A 20,605-nucleotide genomic window follows, 5' to 3' on the forward strand; every position below is an offset into this window, starting at 1 on the left:
CTCCGCTATACGCGTGCCGAGCCGTTCAATCCAACCTATTCCGCCGGCGCGTGCACGCCTGACGGCGCCGGGCGCCGGCGCAACCGGTCGATCAAGAGATAGATCACCGGCGTGGTGTAGAGTGTCAGGATCTGCGACACGAACAGGCCGCCGATGATGGTGATGCCGAGCGGCCGCCGCAGCTCGGTGCCCGGGCCGGTCGCAATCACCAGCGGAATGCCGGCGAACAGCGCGGCCATGGTCGTCATCAGGATCGGGCGGAAGCGCGCCCGGCAGGCCTCGAAGATCGCATCCCGTGACGACAGGCCCTGATGCCGCTCGGCCTCGAGCGCGAAGTCGACCATCATGATGCCGTTCTTCTTGACGATGCCGATCAGCAGGATGATGCCGACAAAGGCGATCACGGTCAGCGGCGTGTTGGTCACCTGCAGCGCCAGCAAGGCGCCGAGGCCGGCCGACGGCAAGGTCGAGATGATCGTGATCGGATGCGCCAGGCTCTCATAGAGCACGCCGAGCACGATATACATCGCGACCAGCGCGCCGAGGATCAGTAGCGGCTGCCGCCCGCTGGTCTTGTTGAAGTCGCCGGCATTGCCGTCGAAGCTGCCGCGAATGCCCTCGGGCATGTGCAGCTCGTCGACCGCCTGCTGGATGTTCGTGGTGGCGACCTCGAGCGGCACGTCCGGCAGCAGGTTGAACGACACCGTGGTCGAGGGAAAGCCGCCGGAGTGATAGACCGCGAGCGCCGACAGTCCGCGCTGGTAGTGCACGAGCGCCGACAGCGGCACCTGCACGTCGTTGGCGCCGGCGACATAGATCCGCTCGAGATTCGACGGGTCGCTCTGGAATTTCGGATCGATCTCGAGCACCACCACGTACTGGTTGCGCTGGGTGTAGATGTACGAGATCTGCCGTTGCGAGAACGCGTTGTTGAGCGCGTTGTCGATGTCCTGCACGCGGACGCCGAGGCTGGAGGCGATCTTGCGGTCGATCACGAGGTTGAGCTGCAAGCCGCCGGGATCGCGGTCGGCGGAGACATCGGTGATGCCCTCCACCGTCTCCATGCGCTTGGCGACGAGCGGCGCCCATTTCTGCAACAGATCGAGATCGGTCGAGGCGAGCGTGTACTGGTAGTCGGAATCGCTCTGCCGGCCGCCGGTGCGGATGTCCTGGGCGGCGAACATGAACAGGCGGATGCCCGGCACCATGAACAGGTTGCGGCGCAGCCGGTCGATCACCTGCGCGGTCGACAGACCTCCCCGCTCCTCGGGCGGCTTCAGGCTGATGAACATGGTGCCGCGATTGGAGGTGGCACCGCCCGGGCCGCCGCCGGAGCCGACCGACGAACCGATGCCGGCGACCGCGGGGTCGGCCATCACGATGTCGGCGAGCCGCTGCTGCAGACCGAGCATCGATTGGAACGAGATATCGGCGGAAGCGCGGGTCGCCCCGATCACGAAGCCGCTGTCGTCGGTCGGGAAATAGGCCTTCGGCGTCTTGACGTACAGCACCACCGTCAGCGCGACGGTGGCGAAGAACACCACCAGGGTCAGGAAGGGATAGCCGAGCACGATCCGCAGGGTCGACGCATAGAACGCCACGACGCGCGACAGCGTGCCCTCGATGACGCGATCGTACCAAGTGGCACGATCCGAGGTCACCTCCTTGATGTAGTGCGCGCAGATCATCGGCGTGATCGTCACCGACACCAGGGTCGACACGATGATGGCAAACGTCAGGGTCAGCGAGAACTCGCGCAGCAGGCGGCCGACGATCCCGTCCATGAAGATCAGCGGCGTGAAGGCCGCGATCAGCGACAGCGAGATCGACAGCACCGTGAAGCCGATCTGCTTGGCGCCCTCGACCGCGGCCGGATATGGCGCCATGCCCTGCTCGAGATTGCGGTACATGTTCTCGATCATCACGATTGCGTCGTCGACCACGAAGCCGACGGAGATCGCGAGCGCCATCAGCGACAGATTGTCGATCGAGAAGCCGGCGAGCCACATCCCGGCGCAGGTGCCGGCCAGCGCCAGCGGCACCGAGACGCCGGCGGCGATCGTCGGTACGATCCTGCGCAGGAATACGAACACCACGACCATCACGAGCACGGCGGTCGCCAGCAGCGTGAACTGCATGTCCTCGACGCTGGCGCGGATCGTTCCGGTGCGATCGACCAGGGTCGAGATCTCGACACCGGCCGGGATCCACTGCTTCAGTTCCGGCAACATCCTGCGAACGCCGTCGACGGTGTCGATGACGTTGGCGTCGCCCTGCTTGGTGATCTGGATCAGCACCGCCGGCTGCTTGTTGAACCAGGCGATCGAGCGCGAATTGCGGACGGAATCCTCGACCTCTGCGACATCCGAGAGGCGGACGAAATTGCCATTCGAACTCTTGATGACGATGTCGCGGAACTCGGCCGCAGTGCGCATCTGCTTGTTGATCGAAAGCGTCTCGCTCAGCCGGTCGCCATTGAAGATGCCGACGGGGCCGAGCGGATTGGCATTGATGATCGCGAGCCGGACGTCGTCGGTCGCGATCCCGGCATTGGCCAGCGACACCGGATTGAGCGCGATGCGCACCGCCGGTTGGTCGGCGCCGCTGACCGTCACCTCGCCGACCCCCGGCACCTGCGAGATGCGCTGCGCCAGCACGGTGTCGGCGACGTCGTACATCGCGCTGGTCGAGATCGTCTTCGAGGTCAGCGCCAGCACGAACACGGGTGCCGCGGCCGGATTGGCCTTGCGGAACTTGGGCAGCGACGGCAGGTCGCTCGGCAGATCGGCGAGCGAGGCATTGATCGCGGCCTGCACGTCGCGCGCGGCGCGGTCGATGTTGCGGCCGATCGAGAACTGCACCTGGATGCTGGTGGTGCCGAGCGAACTCGTCGAGGTGATCTGGTCGACGCCCGAAATGGTGCCGAGCTTGCGCTCCAGCGGTGCCGCGACAGTCGCAGCCATCACCGAGGGATCGGCGCCGGGCCGCGACGCCGACACCCGAATGGTCGGGAAGTCGACATTCGGGACCGACGACACCGGCAGAAACTCGTAGGCGACGATCCCGACCAGGAACAGCCCGATCGCCAGCAAGGTGGTGCCCACCGGCCGACGGATGAAGGGCTCGGAGATCGAGATCACTGCATGCCCTCGGTGGCGCCCGCGATCGGCGGGCCGCTGGGACCGGGCTCAGGCACGGCCCGCTCGATCCGGCGGTTGAGCCGGTCGAGCGCGAGATAGATCACCGGTGTGGTGTAGAGCGTCAGCATCTGGCTCAGCAGCAGACCGCCGATGATCGAGATGCCGAGCGGGAAACGCAGCTCGGCGCCGGTGCCGCTTTCGATCGCGAGTGGCAGCGCGCCGAACAGCGCCGCCAGCGTCGTCATCATGATCGGCCGGAACCGCAACAGGCAGGCCTGCACGATGGCGTCATAGGACGACATGCCCTGATGCCGCTCGGCCTCCAGTGCGAAGTCGATCATCATGATCGCGTTCTTCTTGACGATGCCCATCAGCAGGATGATGCCGATCAGGCCGATCACCGAGAGGTCCTGCCCGCACAGCATCAACGCCAGGATGGCGCCGACGCCGGCCGAGGGCAGCGTCGAGAGGATCGTGATCGGGTGGATGTAGCTCTCGTAGAGCACGCCGAGCACGATGTAGATCGTGATGATCGCGGCCAGGATGAGCCAGGGCTGTCCGGCCAGCGAGCGCGCGAATTCGGCGGCGTCGCCGGAATAGATGCCGACGATGCTGCCGGGCATGCCGATCCGGGTCTCGATCGCCTTCACCGCCTCGACGGCGTCGCCGAGCGCCTCGCCGGGCGCCAGGTTGAAGCTGAGCGAGACCGACGGGAATTGCGCCTGGTGCGAGATCGCAAGCGGCGCCGTGGTGCGGACCAGCGTCGCGACCGCCGACAGCGGCACCTGCGCGCCGTTGGCGCCGGGCAGATAGAGCTTGTCGAGGATCGAGGGATCGCGCTGATACATCGGCAACGCCTCGAGCACCACGCGGTACTGGTTGGCCTGGCCGTAGATCGTCGAGATCTGCCGCTGCGCGAAGGCGTCGTTCAACGTGTCGGTGACGCCCTGTAGACTGACGCCGAGCTGGCCGGCGCGCTGGCGGTTGATGTCGAGCGCCGCACGCAGGCCGCCATCCTGCGCCTCCGACGAGACATCGCGGAAGATCGGATCGCGCCGCATCTCGGCGACGAGCTTCTGCGACCATTGCGAGACCTCGGCGGCATCGGTCGCGGTCAGCGTGTACTGGTATTGCGAGCGGCTCGACTGGGTCGAGATCTGCACGTCCTGCACCGGTTGGAAGTAGAGGGTCATGCCGGGGACCGTCGCGATCTTCTGCTTCAGCCGCTCGATCACCTTGACGACGCCGTCACGCCGTTGGTCGAGCGGCTTCAGCGTCATCACCAGGCGGCCGACATTGGTGGTCGGATTGACCGAGCCCGCACCGATCACCGAGACCACGCCGACCACGTCGGAGTCGGCCTTGATGAGGTCGGCGACCGCGCTCTGGCGCCGCTGCATCTCGGCGAACGAGACGTCGGGGCCGGCCTCGGTCACCGCCGTGATCGAGGACGTGTCCTGCAGCGGCAGGAAGCCCTTCGGCGCCAGCACATACATGATGAGCGTCAGCGCGATGGTCGCGAATGTCACCAGCAGCGTTGCGCGCTGGCGCTGCAGCACCCAGAGCAGCGTGCGATGGTAGAACTCCACCATGCGGTCGATGAAGCGGCTGACCGCGGCAAGGCCCGGGACCGCCATCTCCTCGTGGATGTTCTTGAGCAGCCGCGAGCACATCATCGGCGTCAGCGTCAGCGAGACGATCGCCGAAGTCACGACCGCGATCGTCAGGGTCAGCGCGAATTCGCGGAACATGCGGCCGACCAGGCCGGACATGAACAACAGCGGGATGAACACCGCGATCAGCGACACCGTCAGCGAGATCACGGTGAAGCCGATCTCGCTGGCGCCCTTCAGCGAGGCCTCCATCACCGTCTCGCCGCCTTCCATGTGACGGACGATGTTCTCGATCATCACGATGGCGTCGTCGACCACGAAACCGGTTCCGATGGTCAGCGCCATCAGCGACAGATTGTCGAGGCTGAAGCCGGCGAAATACATGACGCCGAAGCTCGTGATCAGCGACAGCGGCAGCGCGACGCCGGCGATCAGGGTCGCGCGCAGCGACCGCAGGAACAACAGCACCACCAGCGTTACCAGCACCACGCTCAGGATCAGCGTGAACTGCACGTCGTGGACCGAAGCACGTATCGTGACGGTACGGTCGGAGACGATGGTCAGCTTGACGCCGGCCGGAACGGCCCGCTGCAGCCGCGGGATTTCGCCGCGGATCTGCTTGACGACGTCGATGACGTTGGCGCCGGGCTGGCGCTGGATATCGATGATGACAGCCGGCGTGCCCTGGTACCAGCCGCCGGTGCGATCGTTCTCGAGCCCGTCGACGATCTGCGCGACGTCGCCGATCGTGACCGGCGAGCCGTTGCGATAGGCGATGATGATCGGCCGGTAGGCGGCGGCGGCGGCGATCTGGTCGTTGGCGGCGATGGTGTAGGACTGCTGGGCGCCGTCAAGCGAGCCCTTCGGCCCCGACACGTTGGCGCCGGCGATCGCGTTGCGCAGATCCTCCATCGCGATGCCATAGGCCGCAAGCCGCGCCAGGTCGGCCTGCACGCGCACCGCGGGCTTCAATCCGCCGAGGATCGAGACCCGGCCGACGCCGGAAATCTGGCTCAGCCGTTGTCCGAGGATGGTATCGGCAAGATCGCTCATCGCCCGCAGCGAGATCGTGTCCGAGGTCAGCGCCAGGGTCATGACAGGCGCGTCCGCCGGGTTCACCTTGGCGTAGACCGGCGGGTACGGCAGCGTCTTCGGCAGAATGCCGGCGGCGGCGTTGATCGCGGCCTGGACGTCTTGGGTGGCGCCGTCGATATCGCGGTTGAGGTCGAACTGTAGCGAGATCTGGCTGACGCCGAACGAGCTGGTCGAGTTCATCGACGACAGCGACGGAATCTGCCCGAGCTGCCGCTCCAGCGGCGCCGTGATCAGCGAGGCCACCACGTCGGGGCTCGCGCCCGGCAGTTGCGTCGTCACCTGTACGGTCGGGAAGTCGACCTGCGGCAGCGCCGAGACCGGCAATGCCCAATAGCCCAGCGCGCCGCCGATCATCAGGGCGATGCCGAGCAGCGAGGTGGCGATCGGCCGGCGGATGAACGGTTCGGAGACGCTCATGGTTGCGTGCTCGCTGTTAGGTCGGACATTACGAGGTCGGGATGTCGGTCATGGCTGCGCCTTCGGCGCGCCGCCCGACTGTTCGCCCCCTGCAGCCGGCGCGGGCGCCGGTCCGGTCTGCCCCTTCTGATCGCCCTCGCTGTGGTCGCGCCGGCCGCGATGCTCGCCGCCCTGCCCGTCCTGCTTGGCGTCCTTGCCCTGATCCTTGCTCTGGCCCTCGCCTTGCGCCCCGCGCTTGCCGTCCGGAGTACGGCCGCGCTTGCGCGGCGCAAGATCGGCGGCCGGCGGCCCGTCGTCCTTGCCGACCACGACCTTGGAGCCTTCAGCGAGATTGGCAAAGCCCGTCGTCACGACGCGGTCCGACGTGGTCAGGCCGGTGGCGATGACGGCTTCATGCTCGTTCTGCTGCGTGACCGTGACCGGCTTGGCGGTGACAGTGCTGTCCTCGCCGATGACGTAACTGAACGTGCCGGCGGGACCGCGCTGCACCGCCGAGGTCGGCACCACGATCGCCTGCGGCAGGGTCTCGACCTTGAGCCGCACATTGACGAACTGCCCCGGCCAGAGCTGGTAGCTGGCATTCGGCAGTTCGGCCTTCAGCTTCAATGTGCCGGTGGTCGGATCGACCTGGTTGTCGATGCCGGTCAGCTTGCCCGTATCGATCACGGTGACGCCGTCATTACCGAACACGTCGACCGCAAGCTGGCCCTTTGCGGCCGCGGCGTTGACCCGCATGATCTGCTGCTGCGGCAGGCTGAACCACACCGCGATCGGCTGCAGCTGGGTCAGGATTACGAGCCCGGTGGTGTCGGAGGCGTGGATGATGTTGCCCTGGTCGACCTGGCGCAGGCCGGCGCGGCCGGAGATCGGCGCGACGATCTTGGTGTAGCTTAGGGTCGCGCCCGTATTGTCGATCGCGGCCTGGTCGGCCTTGATCAGCGCCTCCTGCTGCGCCACCAGCGCACGCTGCGTGTCAGCCTGCTGCTTGGAGCCGGCATTGCTGGCGGCCAGCTGCTCATAGCGGGTAAGGTCGAGCTTCTGGTTGGTGAGCAGCGCGACGTCCTGCGCCTTCTTGGCGACGGCCTGGTCGTACTGCGCCTGATAGATCGCAGAATCGATCTCGCCGAGCACGTCGTCCTTCTTGACGTCCTGGCCCTCGACGAAGTTCACCTTGAGCAGCTTGCCGTCGACCTGCGAGCGTACCGTGACGGTGTTGAGCGCCTTCACCGAGCCAACGCCATCGAGATAGACCGGCACGTCCCGTACCTGCGGCGTGGCCGCGAGCACCGGCACCGGCAGATCGGGCCGCGCGCCCGCGCCGCGCCCGCCGCCTCCATTTTGCTTGGGCTGGAAAGCAAGCCAGCCGAGATAGCCGAGCCCGCCGAGGATCACGAGCGTGATGAGCAGCGACACCATGCGCCCAAGCACGCGCGAGACCAGGCTCCGCTTGCGTGGGGCTGAGCTTTTCTCGTCGTCCCTCGAGTCGGGCTTAAAGAGCATCGACCGGTCTTTCCATCTTCGGTTCCCAGCCGCCCCCCAAGGCCTGATACAGGCTCACGATCGCCAATAGCCGGGCCAGCTGGGCCTGGGAATAAGCGTCTTCCGCCTGGAACAGGGTCAGCTGCGTGTTTAGCACAGTTACGATATCGGCGGTGCCGGCCTTGAGCTGCTGCTCGGCCAGGTCGAAGGCGCGCCGCGACGACGACAGCACGTCGCGCTGCAGCTGCAGCCGCCGCGTGGTCTCGCGGATCGCGACCAGCGCGTTGTCGACATCGGTGAACGATTGCACGACCGTCTTGCGATAGGTCTGCAGCAGCTCATCCTGCCGCGCCTTCGCGTTCTCGAAATTGCCGAGGATCCGGCCGCCATCGAAGATCGGCTGGGTCATGCCGCCAACCAGGTTGAAGAAGGCCGCATGCGGCTGGAACAGCGAGACCAGCGCCTGGCTCTGGTAGCCGCCCGTCCCGGTCAGCTGGATGCTCGGGAAGAACTGTGCCCGCGCGCTGCCGACATTGGCGGTGGCGGATGCGAGCTGCGCCTCCTGCCTGCGGATATCGGGACGCTGGGTGAGCAATTCGGAGGGCAGGCCCGGCGTGACGCGCGGAATCGCGACTGAATTGAGCGAGCCGCCGGCGAGGCGCACGCTCTCCGGCGGCCGCGACACCAGCACCGCGAGCGCGTTGATGTTCTGGTCGAGCGTCTGCCGCAGCGGCGGCACCAGCGCGCGCTGGTTGGCCAGCACGCTCTCCTGCTGCGCGACGTCGAGATCGGAGCCGGTGCCGGCCTTGAAGCGTTCCCGGATCGCATTGAGGATACGCTCGGCGCTGGCGATATTGCGCTGTGCGGTGCGCAGCCGGTCCTGGGCGGCGAGCACCGTGAAATAGGTGTTAGCGACGCTCGCCAGCGTGGTCAGCGCCACCACCTCGCGGTCGAACCGGTTGGCGACGGCGGTCTCCTCCGCCGCCTGCGCGGCGTCGCGATTCTGGCCCCAGAAGTCGAGCTGGTAGCTCGCGCTCAGCGAGGCGCTGTAGTTCACCACCTCGCGCCCGCCATTGGTCAGGCCGCTGGCGCTGGAGCCGGAGGTGCGTGAATAGGTTTCAGACCCGTTGAGATTGACGGTCGGCAGCAGCGCCGCGCCCGCCTGCCGCGCCAGCGCGTCGGCCTGCCGGAAGCGCGCCACAGCCGCAGCGATGTCGAGGTTGACGGTCTGCGCCTCCTCCATCAGCTGCGTCAGCTCCCTGGAGCGGAAGCCTCGCCACCAGGCGAGCGTCGGAAGCGCGTCGCCCGGCCGGCCCAGACGCGCGGCCTTGTAGCCCTGCGGCACGTCGAGCGCGGGATCGGGGATGTCCTGGGTCAGGATGCAGCCGGCTGAGCCCACGACCAGGCCGAGCGCGACAAGCGATCGTCCCGCCAGCCGTCGCATGCGGACGGCGAGGCCGAACCGGCCTCCAGGCGCCATCACGGACGCGGGCTGGGTCACACCCATTCTCCGCCAAAGCCAGACTTCGCCCGTGGCGGACGAATGACGCAGTCAGCAATGGTCTGGGTGACGTGCACGGGGTAATGCTTCCAATGGAACCTGGCTGTCCCATCCTACCCTTGGGACGATAGGGCGGACAGCCCTGTCACGATTGTGCGACGTCGCATCGCAAGCGATTCGTGGCTACCCGGAATGCCGACTTTTCCCTATTTTTACGGCATTTCCGCGCGCTTCAGACCGGTGCCGGAAGTCATCTTTCTTACGAAGATTTCATGGGGATTTCTCGGCCCTGTTGCTCCGAATCCGCAGCTTGCCGTCCCCAACCGGCGCCGGATGATCCAGACGCCTCGATCTGTCGTTACCCCATTGAGAGCTGCGCCTTGCGACAGTGGCGTTCAACCTTCGGGCCCCGACATGACCTACCTCTACGCCTACCTGTCGACACTGATCGTCTTCTTGCTCTGCGACATGGCCTGGCTTGGGACGATGGCGACCCGATTGTATCGCCCGACACTCGGCGACATCTTGTCGACGGAGGTCAACCTGCCTCCGGCAATCGCCTTCTATCTGATCTACCCGATCGGGCTCGTGGTGTTCGCGGTGCTCCCGGCCATAAGGTCCGAAAGCCTGGCCCAGGCAGCGCTCAGCGGCGCGCTCTTCGGCTTCTTCAGTTACATGACGTATGATTTGACCAACCAGGCGACCGTGCGGAACTGGACCTTCCAGCTCACACTGCTCGATATGACCTGGGGAACGCTGCTTGGCGCCATGTCGGCCACGGCGGCCTGCCTCATTACTGCAAGGCTAGCTGCCTGAAGTCGGCTTCGGAAATGGAAAGAACGGCCGGGTTCGCGCCTGTACGTCACGAAATTGCTGGCCGCGCGAGCGCAGCATGTGCTGTTCGAGCGGCGGCACGCCGGACACATGGACCAGAACCCAATACATGCAGACCGGCGCCAGCAGCGTGATCCAGCCGAGCGGATACGATGCGTCGATCGCGATCAACGGATACGCCAGCCAGCAAAGCCACTCGAAGAAATAGTTCGGATGGCGCGACCACTTCCATAATCCCGCCTCGCAAATCCGATGTCGATTGGCGCGATTCGAGCGGAACTTACTGAGCTGCGCGTCGGACAAGGCCTCCCCGATCAGGCCAGTCAGCAGCAGCACCGCGCCGAACAAGTCCGCAAGTCCAAGTGCGGGTCGCGGGTTATGCGCCGCGAGCGCAACGGATATCGTCAGGATGAGCCCAACCGCCGCCTGGGCCTGGAGCTGCAGGAACATCCGCCTGTCGGCCGTGTCGCCCCATTGATCGATCAGGTCGCGATAGCGCGGATCATCGCCGGCTTTCCAGGTCCGCGACAGAAGATGACTTCCGAGCCGCAGCGACCAGATCGCGACCAGCAGCATGACCATGATCTGCCGCGCGGTCGGCACGCCCCCTTCCGGGACCGGTACGAGGCTGGCTATGCAAGCAACCAAGCCGGCGCCGAATGTCCAGCAGACATCGATCCATCCGGTGGCTCCGGTCCGTCGCTGGATCTGCCAGGCGGCCGCCATGACCGTGGACAGCGCAAGGGCCATGACAGCGAGTTGAGATATCAGCTGGAGCAGGCTCACGGAGCATCTCCCACGGCGACCGTCACATGCGGATCAACGGCTGCAGCAAACGGCCGATCATTCCGTTGAGCTTCAAATCTCCCTGCATTGCGACCAGGCAGATGCAGTCTTCGGTCGAGTTGATCCTGACGTCATGATCCACCGACCCGTCACCAAAGTCGAAATCTCCTGGCCCGAAATGGCCGCCGGCGTGGACGAAGCTTCCTGACAGCACGCAGGTCATTTCAAACCCGGTGTGGGTATGTTCGATCATCCTCGTTCCCGGGCTGGATTTCAGGAGAAAGACGCGTGTCGCGCTCGGCTCGGGCAACCGGATCGGCCGCAAATGCACCTTCGGTGCGATCCATCTCCACGGACTATCGGGATAGCTGTCCAGAAAGTCCGGCAAACCCGGTACGTCGCGGAATGCGTGCCCCCGGCGCCGCTCCGGGATGGAGGTCAGCGACGTCTCGTCCAGCCTGCGCTCCATCGCCTCGAGCGCTCCGTCCGACATCGCGGTCGGCGGCAATCCAGTCAGCATCGCGCCGCCGACATGCTCCATCGCGCGCACCACCGCACGGCACTTCGCACAGCCGACCAGATGGGTGGCAATGCCAATTTGCTGGCCAAGGTCGGCCGTGCCGGCTGCGAACATCGCCAACAGCTCGTCCGGGGGATGATGATGCACGGTCATGAGAAGTCATCCAGCAAGCTGCGCAGCCGGGCCATCGCCAGCCGCAAGCGCGATTTGACGGTGCCGAGCGGGATATCGAGCGCCCTTGCGATCTCCGCATGGGCGGTTTCGTGAAAGAAAGATAGCTCGATGACCCGCATCTGCTCTTCCGGCAGCACAGACAGCGCATCGCGGACCCGCGCCTCGATTTCAGACGCCGCCACCCCGGCGTCGGGCAACGGCCCCTCATCGCGCTGAAACTCGAGTTCCGTCTCGGACGTATCGCTCGTGGGGGTTCGTTTCTGACGACGGAGCGCGTCGATGCGCAAGTTTCGCGCAATCGTAAAGATCCAGGCTGCGGCACCGGCGCTGCCGGGATCGAACAGGCTGGCCTTCGACCACACGGCGAACAAGGCCTCCTGCGCCAGTTCGTCGGCAAGCTGCTCGCCCGCACCGGAGCGCTGCATGAACGTCTTGATGCGCGGCGCAAAATCCCGAAACAACGCCGCGAAGGCCTCGCGATCCCTGCGGACAGCAACGGCTTCGATCAGCCGGGCCCATCTGGCGGCATCCGACGTCTCATTGTCGGGAGTTTCACTCAGCATGCCGCGCGGGCACTCCCTATCACTGACGGCTCTGCGACCGCAGTACCGGATCGCGCCGGGCCTGACCAGACCGATGACCCCGGAAACATGTCGAGCGGCGGCTTGCATGCATCAGCAACGCCACCCGGCCGCGGTTGGATCACTGCCGGTGATCCAACCCGCAATATCCGTCGTTTCGTTCCATGACGCCGACCGCACAATCGGCCGGCGCATCGTGCCACTGAGGGATCGTAGTTGAGCAGCGACGGCCGATTGAACATAGCCGTAGTCGGAACCGGCATTTCCGGCCTCTCGGCCGCCTGGCTGCTCAGCCAGCGGCACGACGTGACGGTCTACGAGAAGTCCGATCGGATCGGCGGGCATTCCAACACCGTGATAGCGTCCATCGGTCACGAGCGCGTTGCCGTGGATACCGGCTTCATCGTGTTCAACCGGAGTACCTACCCTAATCTCTCTGCGCTGTTCCGGCATCTCGACGTCGCCACGCAAGCGTCGGAGATGTCGCTGTCGGTTTCGCTCGACCGCGGCAATCTGGAATATTCCGGGACCGGCCTCGCGGGTCTGCTGGTGCAGCCCGGCAACCTCCTGCGCCTGCGCTTCTGGTCGATGCTGCGCGACGTCGTCCGGTTCTACGATCGCGCGACACGCGACGCGGCACGGCTGAACGACGAGACGATCAGCCTCGGCGATTATCTCGCGCAAGGTGGTTATAGCTCAGCGTTCCGCGACGACCACCTGCTACCGATGGCAAGCGCTATCTGGTCGGCACCCCCGGATGAAATTCTCGCCTTTCCCGCGGCGACATTCATTCGCTTCCACCACAATCACGGGCTGCTCCAATTGACGCGGCGGCCGCCATGGGAAACCGTGATCGGTGGCAGTCAGGTCTATGTGCAGCGGCTGATCCAGCCGTTCGCGGACCGGATCAGGCTCGACTGCGGCGTGGTCCGGATACGCCGATCGTCCGGCCGCGTCATGGTCACGGATGTCCACGGTGAAACACAGCCGTACGATCACGTCGTGCTGGCAACGCACGCAAATCAGGCATTGTCGACGATCGACGATCCGACGCCCGATGAAGCCGAACTGCTCGGCGCGTTCCGCTATAGCCGCAACCTGGCCGTGCTCCACTCCGATCCCAGATTCATGCCGCGGCGCCGACCGGCCTGGTCGAGCTGGAATTATGTCGGCTCGCGCGACAAGGCCGCCGCGCCGGTCGGCGTCACCTATTGGATGAACCGGCTCCAGGGCATTCCCCAGCATTTGCCGCTCTTCGTCACGCTCAATCCAGCGCATCCGCCACACAGCGAAACGCTGCATCACACGGAGGTGTACGAGCATCCGATCTTCGATGCCGCCGCGATCGTCGCACAGCGCCGGCTATGGTCGCTGCAAGGCCAGAAAAACACATGGTTCTGCGGCGCGCATTTTGGCGCCGGCTTCCACGAAGACGGGCTGCAATCCGGGCTTGCGGTCGCCGAACAGCTTAGAGGCGCGCGGCGGCCGTGGACCGTATCAGACGAATCCGGACGCATCGCGCTCGCCGCAAGCGCGAGGTCGTTGCCCGAACCGGAGCTGCAACCATGACGCTCAGCTCCTGCCTCTATCGCGGCAGCGTCATGCATCGGCGGCTGCGGCCCACCACGCACCGCTTCAGCTATCGTGCGTTCTGGCTGCTGCTCGATCTCGACGAGATGACCCTGCTCGCTTCCCGTTTGCGGCTGTTCTCCCGCAACAGATTCAACCTGTTTGCACTTCACGATGCCGATCACGGCGACGGTAGCGCGACGCCACTGCGCCTGCAGGCCGAACGTTGCCTGATGCAGGCAGGGATCGACATCGCCGGAGGGCCGATCCGGCTCTTCTGCATGCCTAGAACCCTCGGCTACAACTTCAATCCGCTCAGCATCTATTTCTGCCACCGACACGACGGACAGCTCGCCGCGGTCATCTATCAGGTTCACAACACGTTCGGCGAACGCCACGCCTATGTGGCCTCGGTCGCGGCCGATACTGGCACCATCCGGCATGACTGCGACAAGGCCTTCTACGTGTCTCCCTTCCTGAACATGGACATGTCCTATCACTTCCGGCTGAACCAACCAGACAAGCATTTTGCGCTCGGTATCAGCGCGAGTGCGGGTGGAGAAACGGTGCTCGGCGCCTGCCTGACCGCGACACGCCACGAGCTCAGCGATCAAGCGCTGTTGCACAACTTCATCGCCATTCCGCTGGTCACGATCAAGGTGATCCTTGCGATTCATTGGGAAGCGTTGCGGCTCTGGTTGAAGGGCTTGCGGTTACGCGGGCGCCCGCAACGCTCCTCTTCCACGATCACGACCGTGCCCCCATCGCCCCAGCATCGGATTGACTCGCATGCACTCTGACCACCCGCAGACCGTCGCCTGCCCGCGTCCCGTCGAATGGCCGCCGGTGCTGCGGGCGACTGTCGGGACGCTGCTGCGGCGGCTGTTCCGCCGTATCGACTGCGGCGAAATCCTGCTCCAGACGCCGAGTGGGCGCGGCGTCGCGATTTCCGGGATGCGCGGCGAAGAGCAGGCGCATATCAGGATCCATAGTTGGAAATGCCTGCTGCGGCTGCTGATCGGCGGTGACCTGGGTTTTGCTGAGGGCTTCCTTGCCGGTGAATGGTCGACGCCCGACATCTACTCGTTCCTCAGCGCGGCTGCACCGCGTTCGGCACGCGCCCCCTCGTTCGAGCGGCTGAGGCCGCCGCAGCCTCTCAACTGGCTTCGTCACGCCCTGCTCAATCGCAATACCAGGCGCGGCAGCCGGCGCAACATTCGCGCCCATTACGATCTCGGCAATGATTTCTACCGCCTCTGGCTCGATCCGAGCATGACCTATTCATCGGCGATCTACACCTCGCCACACCAGACGCTCGCGCAGGCGCAGCAGAACAAGCTCGATCGGGTGACCGAACTGCTCGATCTCAACGGCGGCGAGAAGGTTCTCGAGATCGGCTGCGGCTGGGGCGCGCTGGCACAGCGTCTTGTCGAACGGAATGTCTGTCACGTCACCGGCCTGACACTATCGACTGAACAGCTTGGCTACGCATGCGAGCAACTCGCCGAGCAGGGTCTCGCCGACCGGGCAAGTCTGCGGCTCGAGGACTATCGCGACACCAAGGGCACCTATGATCGCGTCGTCTCGATCGAGATGCTGGAGGCAGTCGGCGAGGCGTACTGGCCGTTGTTTTTCGACAATCTGCGGCAACGGCTCGATATCGGCGGCATCGCGGTGCTGCAGGTGATCACGATCGACCAAGGTCGCTTCGAGAGCTATCGCAGGCGGCCGGAATTCATCCAGCGATACGTATTTCCGGGCGGAATGTTGCCGACCGTCGAGATCGTCGAACGACTGGTCGACAATTCCGGACTTCGGCTGGTTTCGACCGAGTTCTTCGCCGCCAGCTATGCACGCACGCTGGCCGATTGGCGCGACCGGTTCGTCGACGCGTGGCCATCGATCGAAGCCCTCGGCTTCGATATCCGCTTCAAGCGGATGTGGGAGTATTATCAGGCCTATTGCAGGCTCGGCTTTGAAATCGGCGCTCTCAATGTGGGGCTGTACAAGATCGAGCGACCGTCTTGAACGAACCGTGTCGCGCGAATCTGACGCAGCGCGCCGATTTGCAGCAAGATTTGGCCGGATCGCAGCGCATTTTCAAAACGATCTTTCCGGCTGTGTCATCCCCCGCACGGCCAACTGGTTAACGCAGACCGCCACGCGAAATTCGCCGCACTGCAAAAGCCTTCCCCTTTTGCCATCGGCACACTAGTTTCCGGCCAGAGCAAAACACGGACCGGCAAAAGATTACCCCGACATGGCATTCAACAAAGACGTCATTGAAGCGATCGGCAACACCCCCCTCATCAAGCTGAAACGCGCATCCGAACTGACCGGCTGCACCATTCTCGGCAAGGCCGAATTCATGAATCCCGGCCAGTCGGTGAAGGATCGCGCCGGCAAGGGGATGATCCTGGAGGCCGAAAAGCGCGGCGATCTGAAGCCCGGCGGGCTCGTGGTCGAATCGACCGCGGGCAATACCGGCATCGGACTTGCGGTCGTGGCCAGCGCGCGAGGCTACCGCACCCTGATCGTCATTCCGGAGACCCAGAGCCAGGAAAAGAAGGACATGCTGCGGCTGTGCGGGGCCGAGCTCGTCGAGGCGCCGGCGCTGCCCTACTCCAATCCGAACAACTATCAGCATCTCGGCAGGCGTCTCGCCGAGCAGCTGCGCAAGACCGAACCGAACGGCGTGCTGTTCGCCGACCAGTGGAACAACCTCGACAATCCCAAGGCGCACTACGATTCGACCGGACCGGAGATCTGGCAGCAGACCAACGGCAAGGTGGATGGCTTCATCTGCTCGGTCGGCACCGGCGGCACGCTCGCCGGTATCAGCCGCTATTTGAAGGAAAGGAACAAGGACATCGTCACCGCTTGTGCCGATCCGCACGGCTTCGCGATGTACGAGCTGTTCAAGAACGGCCAGGTCAAGTCGACGCCGGGCGACTCGATCACCGAAGGCATCGGGCTCGGACGCAAGACGCCGGTGATCGAGACCGCGAACGTCGACGACGCGTTCCTGGTCTCCGACGAGGAAGCCGTAACCATCATCTACGAGCTGCTGGAGCACGAAGGCCTGTGCCTCGGCGGTTCGACCGGCGTCAACATCGCAGGCGCGATCCAGCTCGCCAAGCAGCTCGGCCCCGGCAAGACCATCGTCACCATTCTCTGCGACTCCGGCAACCGCTATCAGTCCAAGCTGTTCAACCCGGCCTTCATGCGTTCGAAGAACCTGCCGGTCCCGGAATGGCTGGAAAAGCGGAGCAAGATCGAGCTGCCGTTCGTCTGACGAACGACGTCCCCGCAGACGTCATTGCGAGGAGCTATTGCGACGAAGCAATCCATGCTTCCGATGCGGATGATTGGATTGCTTCGCTCCGCTCGCAATGACAGCGGAAATCACCGCAATATCTGGCTCAGGAACAGCTTCGACCGCGCATGCTGCGGGTTGGCGAAGAATTCCTGCGGCGTGTTCGACTCGATGATCTGGCCGGCGTCCATGAACACGACGCGGTTGGCGACCTCGCGGGCAAAGCCCATCTCGTGGGTCACGACCAGCATGGTCATGCCTTCCCTCGCGAGATCGACCATGGTGTCGAGCACCTCCTTGACCATTTCCGGGTCGAGCGCCGAGGTCGGCTCGTCGAACAGCATCACCTTCGGGTTCATGGTCAGTGCGCGGGCGATCGCGACGCGCTGCTGCTGACCGCCCGACATCTGGCCGGGAAACTTATTGGCCTGATGCGGGATCTTGACCCGCTCGAGGAACTTCATCGCGGCCGCCTCGGCATCCTTCTTCGGGATGTTGCGCACCCAGATCGGCGCCAGCGTGCAATTGTCGAGCACAGTGAGATGCGGGAACAGGTTGAAGCTCTGGAACACCATGCCGACCTCGCGCCGCACCTCGTCGACCCGGCGCAGGTTCGGGCCGAGCTCGATGCCGTCGACCACGATCTCGCCCTCCTGGAATTCCTCCAACGCGTTGATGCAGCGGATCAGGGTCGACTTGCCCGAGCCGGACGGGCCGCAGATCACGATGCGCTCACCCTTGCCGACCTCAAGGTTGATGTCGCGCAACACGTGGAAGTCGCCGTACCATTTGTTGAGCGTGGAAATGTTGACGATCGGGGTTGTGGACATGGTGACCTTGTTCAATGGCGGCGGTGAGCGTTGAGCCTGTTTTCGACGAACAGCGAGTAGCGCGACATTCCAAAGCAGAACACGAAATAGATCATTCCCGCAAAGGCGAAGCCGGTAAAGGCCGTCGTCGGCGTCGACCAGTTCGGGTCGGAGAACGATGCCCGCAGGGAACCCAATAGATCGAACAGCGCCACGATCGACACCAGCGAGGTATCCTTGAACAGCGAGATGAAGCTGTTGACGATGCCGGGAATGACGTAGCGCAGCGCCTGCGGCAGCACGATCAGCGACGTCGTCTTCCACCAGGACAGGCCGAGCGCCGATGCGGCCTCCGCCTGCCCGCGCGCCACCGCAGCCAACCCGCCCCTGATCACCTCGGCCATATAGGCGCCGGTAAAGATCGCCACGCCGATCAGGGCACGCAACAGGCCGTCGACGGCGAAATTGCCCGGCACGAACAGCGGCAGCATGTAGGTCGCGAAGAACAGCACCGTGATCAACGGCACGCCGCGCCAGAATTCGATGAAGGCGATCGAGAAGATCCGGATCAGCGGGATGCTCGAGCGGCGGCCGAGCGCAAGCGCAATCCCGATCGGCATCGAGGCAACGATGCCGGTGATCGCGATCACCAGCGTCACCAGGAGCCCGCCCCACAGTCGCGTGTCGACGATGGGAAAGCCGCCGCGATCGAGCCCCATCAGCTTGATGCCAACGGCTATGCCGGCAAAGGTCAGCAGGCTGCCGATCAGCGCTCTGCGCCCGGTCCGCATGCCGCCTCCGAGCACAAACAGCATGGCGGAGACGATCACGGCGGTGACCAGGAAATCGCCCCAGACCGGCAGCGACGAGAGCTGCAACTGGTCGCGCAGCCAAGTCAGCGGAAAGATCAGCCAATGGATCAGAAAGCCGACCAGGACGAGCACCTTGCCCAGTACCCATGGCAGCGGGGCGATCGCCGAACTCTTGCTGAGATTGACCAGCAGATCGCCGGCGCCGCCAACGCTCTGCTCGAACAGCTGCAACACGCCGGCGGTCCAGCTCACGCCGAAGCCCGCGATGCCGCCGCCATGCAGCAGGAAGAACGCCACCACCGGAAACGCGAAGAAAAACAGGCCGGAGTTGATGCCCTTGGCCGGCAGGCGCGGCATCAGCAGCGGCAGCAACAACGCGGCGCCGAGCCCATAGGTCAGATTGACCCGCCAACGCTGGGCTTCCGGATAGAAGCCATAGATCAGCTGCGTCAGCTTGGCCTCAATATAGGGCCAGCAGGCGCCGACCTCGTGCCCCGCCTTTTCGGCGAGGCAAGCGGTGCGATCCTTGCCGGCCCAGACCGCGTCGACCAGCAGGAACTTGATCGTCGGGACAACGATGTACCAGGCCAGCAATAGCCCGAGGATCGTGAGCAGGATGTTGCCCGGCGAATTCAGCAGCCGCGTTCGTACGAAGCCGATGAAGCCGGTGGTCCTGGCCGGTGCCGCACGCTCTGCGACCAGATCCTGCCGGACAAAGGACGGGGCGGACAGATCCGTCATGCCGCCATGCTCCGGTTGATGCGCCAGCCATAGATGCTCATCAGCGCGCTCGTCGCGAGCGAGAGCAGCAGGTAGACGCCCATCGTCATGGCGATGATCTCGATCGCCTGCCCGGTCTGGCTCACTGCGGTGCCGGCGAACACCGAGACAAGGTCCGGATAGCCGATCGCCACCGCCAGCGACGAATTCTTGGTGAGATTGAGGTACTGGCTGGTCAGCGGCGGCACGATGACCCGCATCGCCTGCGGCACCACGATCAGCCGCAGCGTCGCGGCGCGGCTGAGGCCGAGCGAGGAGCCCGCCTCCATCTGTCCCTTGTGGACCGACATGACGCCGGCGCGGACGATCTCGGCAATGAAGGCCGCCGTGTAGGTCGACAACGCGACCGTCAGCGCAACGAATTCGGGGATGACCCGCGCGCCGCCGGCGAAGTTGAAGCCTTTCAGCTGCGGCAGCTCGAACTTCAACGGCCAACCGAAGATCAGCATCGAGACCAGCGGCAGTCCGACCAGGCAACCAAGCACATAGGGCCAGATCCGGATCATCTGCCCGCGCTGGAACAGGGCACGCCGCGCATGGTGCCGCAAGCCCAGCGCCACGACGATGCCGACCGCGAGCGCGGCGAGGAACGGATAGAGCCCCGGCTCGCTGACCGGCTGCGGCACGATCAAGCCGCGATTGTTGAGAAAGAATGTACTGAAGATCGAGATGCTCTGCCGCGGCGCAGGCAGCGCCGCGAGCACAGCGAGGTACCAGAACAGGATCTGGAACAAGACCGGCAAGTTCCTGACGATCTCGACATAGATGCCGCCGATCCGCGACAGCAGCCAGTTCGGCGACAACCGGCACAGCGCTACGACGAAGCCGATCACGGTGGCGAAGACAATGCCGATCACCGAGACCAGGATCGTGTTCAACAAGCCGACGAAGAACACCCGCCAATAGGTGTCGGAGTTGTTGTAGGCGATCAGGCTCTGATTGACGTCAAAGCCCGCATTGTAGTTGAGGAAGCCGAAGCCCGACGCAATGTGCTGGGTCTCCAGGTTCGTCCGCGCATTCGCCACGATCTCATAGGCGATCCAGGCCAGGATCGCAGCGAAGGCAATCTGGGCGGCCAATCCGTTCCAGCCGGTCTTGCCGCCAAGCGCACGCTTCAGCCTGAGGGCAAATTGCAGCGGTGGTTTGCGGGGCGCGATGCTCATCGCGGCAGCCGTTGGC

The 20,605-nt window shown here is 64.7% G+C and carries 15 protein-coding genes; 5 read left to right on the forward strand and 10 right to left on the reverse strand.

Going from position 1 to position 20,605, the window contains the following annotated elements; all coding sequences use genetic code 11:
• Positions 1–35: 35 nt before the first annotated feature.
• From AAFG13_RS05110 to AAFG13_RS05125, 4 genes are read right to left on the reverse strand one after another with little or no spacing between them, the layout of a single operon-like run.
• Positions 36–3,140: an efflux RND transporter permease subunit gene (locus AAFG13_RS05110; protein WP_342711319.1), complete on the reverse strand. Its 3,105-nt coding sequence runs from the start codon at positions 3,138–3,140 to the stop codon at positions 36–38.
• Complete coding sequence (locus AAFG13_RS05115; protein WP_342711320.1) at positions 3,137–6,265, reverse strand: efflux RND transporter permease subunit; 3,129 nt, start codon at positions 6,263–6,265, stop codon at positions 3,137–3,139. The genes AAFG13_RS05110 and AAFG13_RS05115 overlap by 4 nt, the downstream gene beginning before the upstream one ends.
• 48 nt (positions 6,266–6,313) lie before the next feature.
• Positions 6,314–7,765, reverse strand: a complete 1,452-nt coding sequence (locus tag AAFG13_RS05120) for an efflux RND transporter periplasmic adaptor subunit (protein WP_342711321.1) — start codon at positions 7,763–7,765, stop codon at positions 6,314–6,316.
• The gene (locus AAFG13_RS05125; RefSeq protein ID WP_249132480.1) at positions 7,755–9,188 is read right to left on the reverse strand and encodes an efflux transporter outer membrane subunit; all 1,434 of its coding nucleotides are present in this window, start codon (positions 9,186–9,188) and stop codon (positions 7,755–7,757) included. The genes AAFG13_RS05120 and AAFG13_RS05125 overlap by 11 nt, the downstream gene beginning before the upstream one ends.
• Positions 9,189–9,437: 249 nt before the next feature.
• Between AAFG13_RS05125 and AAFG13_RS05130 the strand changes: the two genes are divergently transcribed.
• Positions 9,438–10,061: a DUF2177 family protein gene (locus AAFG13_RS05130; RefSeq protein WP_342711322.1), complete on the forward strand. Its 624-nt coding sequence runs from the start codon at positions 9,438–9,440 to the stop codon at positions 10,059–10,061.
• Here AAFG13_RS05130 and AAFG13_RS05135 read toward each other — a convergent pair.
• The 3 genes from AAFG13_RS05135 to AAFG13_RS05145 are packed head-to-tail and all read right to left on the reverse strand — an operon-like array spanning position 10,050 to position 12,230.
• Positions 10,050–10,865, reverse strand: a complete 816-nt coding sequence (locus tag AAFG13_RS05135; protein ID WP_342711323.1) for a DUF1295 domain-containing protein — start codon at positions 10,863–10,865, stop codon at positions 10,050–10,052. The two genes, AAFG13_RS05130 and AAFG13_RS05135, sit on opposite strands and share 12 nt — an antisense overlap.
• A 22-nt stretch (positions 10,866–10,887) precedes the next feature.
• Complete coding sequence (locus AAFG13_RS05140; protein ID WP_342711324.1) at positions 10,888–11,538, reverse strand: ChrR family anti-sigma-E factor; 651 nt, start codon at positions 11,536–11,538, stop codon at positions 10,888–10,890.
• Positions 11,535–12,230 (reverse strand): sigma-70 family RNA polymerase sigma factor, encoded by a 696-nt coding sequence (locus AAFG13_RS05145; protein WP_342711325.1) that lies wholly within the window; start codon positions 12,228–12,230, stop codon positions 11,535–11,537. Before AAFG13_RS05145 ends, AAFG13_RS05140 begins: the two co-directional genes overlap by 4 nt.
• 144 nt (positions 12,231–12,374) lie before the next feature.
• On the opposite strand from AAFG13_RS05145, the gene AAFG13_RS05150 reads away from it, so the two are divergent.
• The 4 genes from AAFG13_RS05150 (at position 12,375) to AAFG13_RS05165 (ending at position 17,004) form a co-directional block, all read left to right on the forward strand.
• Positions 12,375–13,709 carry an FAD-dependent oxidoreductase gene (locus AAFG13_RS05150; protein ID WP_342711326.1) on the forward strand — a complete coding sequence of 445 codons (1,335 nt, stop codon included), beginning with the start codon at positions 12,375–12,377 and terminating at the stop codon, positions 13,707–13,709.
• A complete protein-coding gene (locus AAFG13_RS05155) occupies positions 13,706–14,509 on the forward strand; it encodes a DUF1365 family protein (protein WP_342711327.1) in 804 nt (267 codons plus the stop codon). The genes AAFG13_RS05150 and AAFG13_RS05155 overlap by 4 nt, the downstream gene beginning before the upstream one ends.
• The gene (locus AAFG13_RS05160) at positions 14,499–15,737 is read left to right on the forward strand and encodes a cyclopropane-fatty-acyl-phospholipid synthase family protein (protein ID WP_342711328.1); all 1,239 of its coding nucleotides are present in this window, start codon (positions 14,499–14,501) and stop codon (positions 15,735–15,737) included. The genes AAFG13_RS05155 and AAFG13_RS05160 overlap by 11 nt, the downstream gene beginning before the upstream one ends.
• 232 nt (positions 15,738–15,969) lie before the next feature.
• Positions 15,970–17,004 (forward strand): cysteine synthase A, encoded by a 1,035-nt coding sequence (locus AAFG13_RS05165; RefSeq protein ID WP_212314543.1) that lies wholly within the window; start codon positions 15,970–15,972, stop codon positions 17,002–17,004.
• A 110-nt stretch (positions 17,005–17,114) separates the two neighbouring features.
• On the opposite strand, the gene AAFG13_RS05170 is transcribed toward AAFG13_RS05165, so the two are convergent.
• The 3 genes from AAFG13_RS05170 to AAFG13_RS05180 are packed head-to-tail and all read right to left on the reverse strand — an operon-like array spanning position 17,115 to position 20,589.
• The gene (locus tag AAFG13_RS05170) at positions 17,115–17,855 is read right to left on the reverse strand and encodes an amino acid ABC transporter ATP-binding protein (RefSeq protein WP_029083902.1); all 741 of its coding nucleotides are present in this window, start codon (positions 17,853–17,855) and stop codon (positions 17,115–17,117) included.
• An 11-nt stretch (positions 17,856–17,866) separates the two neighbouring features.
• Positions 17,867–19,387, reverse strand: coding sequence for an amino acid ABC transporter permease (locus tag AAFG13_RS05175; RefSeq protein WP_342711329.1), 1,521 nt, complete (start codon positions 19,385–19,387; stop codon positions 17,867–17,869).
• The gene (locus tag AAFG13_RS05180) at positions 19,384–20,589 is read right to left on the reverse strand and encodes an ABC transporter permease subunit (protein ID WP_342711330.1); all 1,206 of its coding nucleotides are present in this window, start codon (positions 20,587–20,589) and stop codon (positions 19,384–19,386) included. The genes AAFG13_RS05175 and AAFG13_RS05180 overlap by 4 nt, the downstream gene beginning before the upstream one ends.
• Between the last annotated feature and the right edge of the window lie 16 nt (positions 20,590–20,605).

This window comes from Bradyrhizobium sp. B124 (assembly GCF_038967635.1).
Classification (GTDB): Bacteria; Pseudomonadota; Alphaproteobacteria; order Rhizobiales; family Xanthobacteraceae; genus Bradyrhizobium.

Bases quoted from the DNA above. Each gene is read 5' to 3' on its own strand.
- AAFG13_RS05115 (WP_342711320.1), bottom strand. From the start codon at position 6,265: ATGAGCGTCTCCGAACCGTTCATCCGCCGGCCGATCGCCACCTCGCTG.
- AAFG13_RS05130 (WP_342711322.1), top strand. From the start codon at position 9,438: ATGCCGACTTTTCCCTATTTTTACGGCATTTCCGCGCGCTTCAGACCG.
- AAFG13_RS05125 (WP_249132480.1), bottom strand. From the start codon at position 9,188: ATGCGACGGCTGGCGGGACGATCGCTTGTCGCGCTCGGCCTGGTCGTG.
- AAFG13_RS05120 (WP_342711321.1), bottom strand. From the start codon at position 7,765: ATGCTCTTTAAGCCCGACTCGAGGGACGACGAGAAAAGCTCAGCCCCA.
- AAFG13_RS05155 (WP_342711327.1), top strand. From the start codon at position 13,706: ATGACGCTCAGCTCCTGCCTCTATCGCGGCAGCGTCATGCATCGGCGG.
- AAFG13_RS05170 (WP_029083902.1), bottom strand. From the start codon at position 17,855: ATGTCCACAACCCCGATCGTCAACATTTCCACGCTCAACAAATGGTAC.
- AAFG13_RS05180 (WP_342711330.1), bottom strand. From the start codon at position 20,589: ATGAGCATCGCGCCCCGCAAACCACCGCTGCAATTTGCCCTCAGGCTG.
- AAFG13_RS05140 (WP_342711324.1), bottom strand. From the start codon at position 11,538: ATGACCGTGCATCATCATCCCCCGGACGAGCTGTTGGCGATGTTCGCA.
- AAFG13_RS05175 (WP_342711329.1), bottom strand. From the start codon at position 19,387: ATGACGGATCTGTCCGCCCCGTCCTTTGTCCGGCAGGATCTGGTCGCA.
- AAFG13_RS05160 (WP_342711328.1), top strand. From the start codon at position 14,499: ATGCACTCTGACCACCCGCAGACCGTCGCCTGCCCGCGTCCCGTCGAA.
- AAFG13_RS05145 (WP_342711325.1), bottom strand. From the start codon at position 12,230: ATGCAAGCCGCCGCTCGACATGTTTCCGGGGTCATCGGTCTGGTCAGG.
- AAFG13_RS05165 (WP_212314543.1), top strand. From the start codon at position 15,970: ATGGCATTCAACAAAGACGTCATTGAAGCGATCGGCAACACCCCCCTC.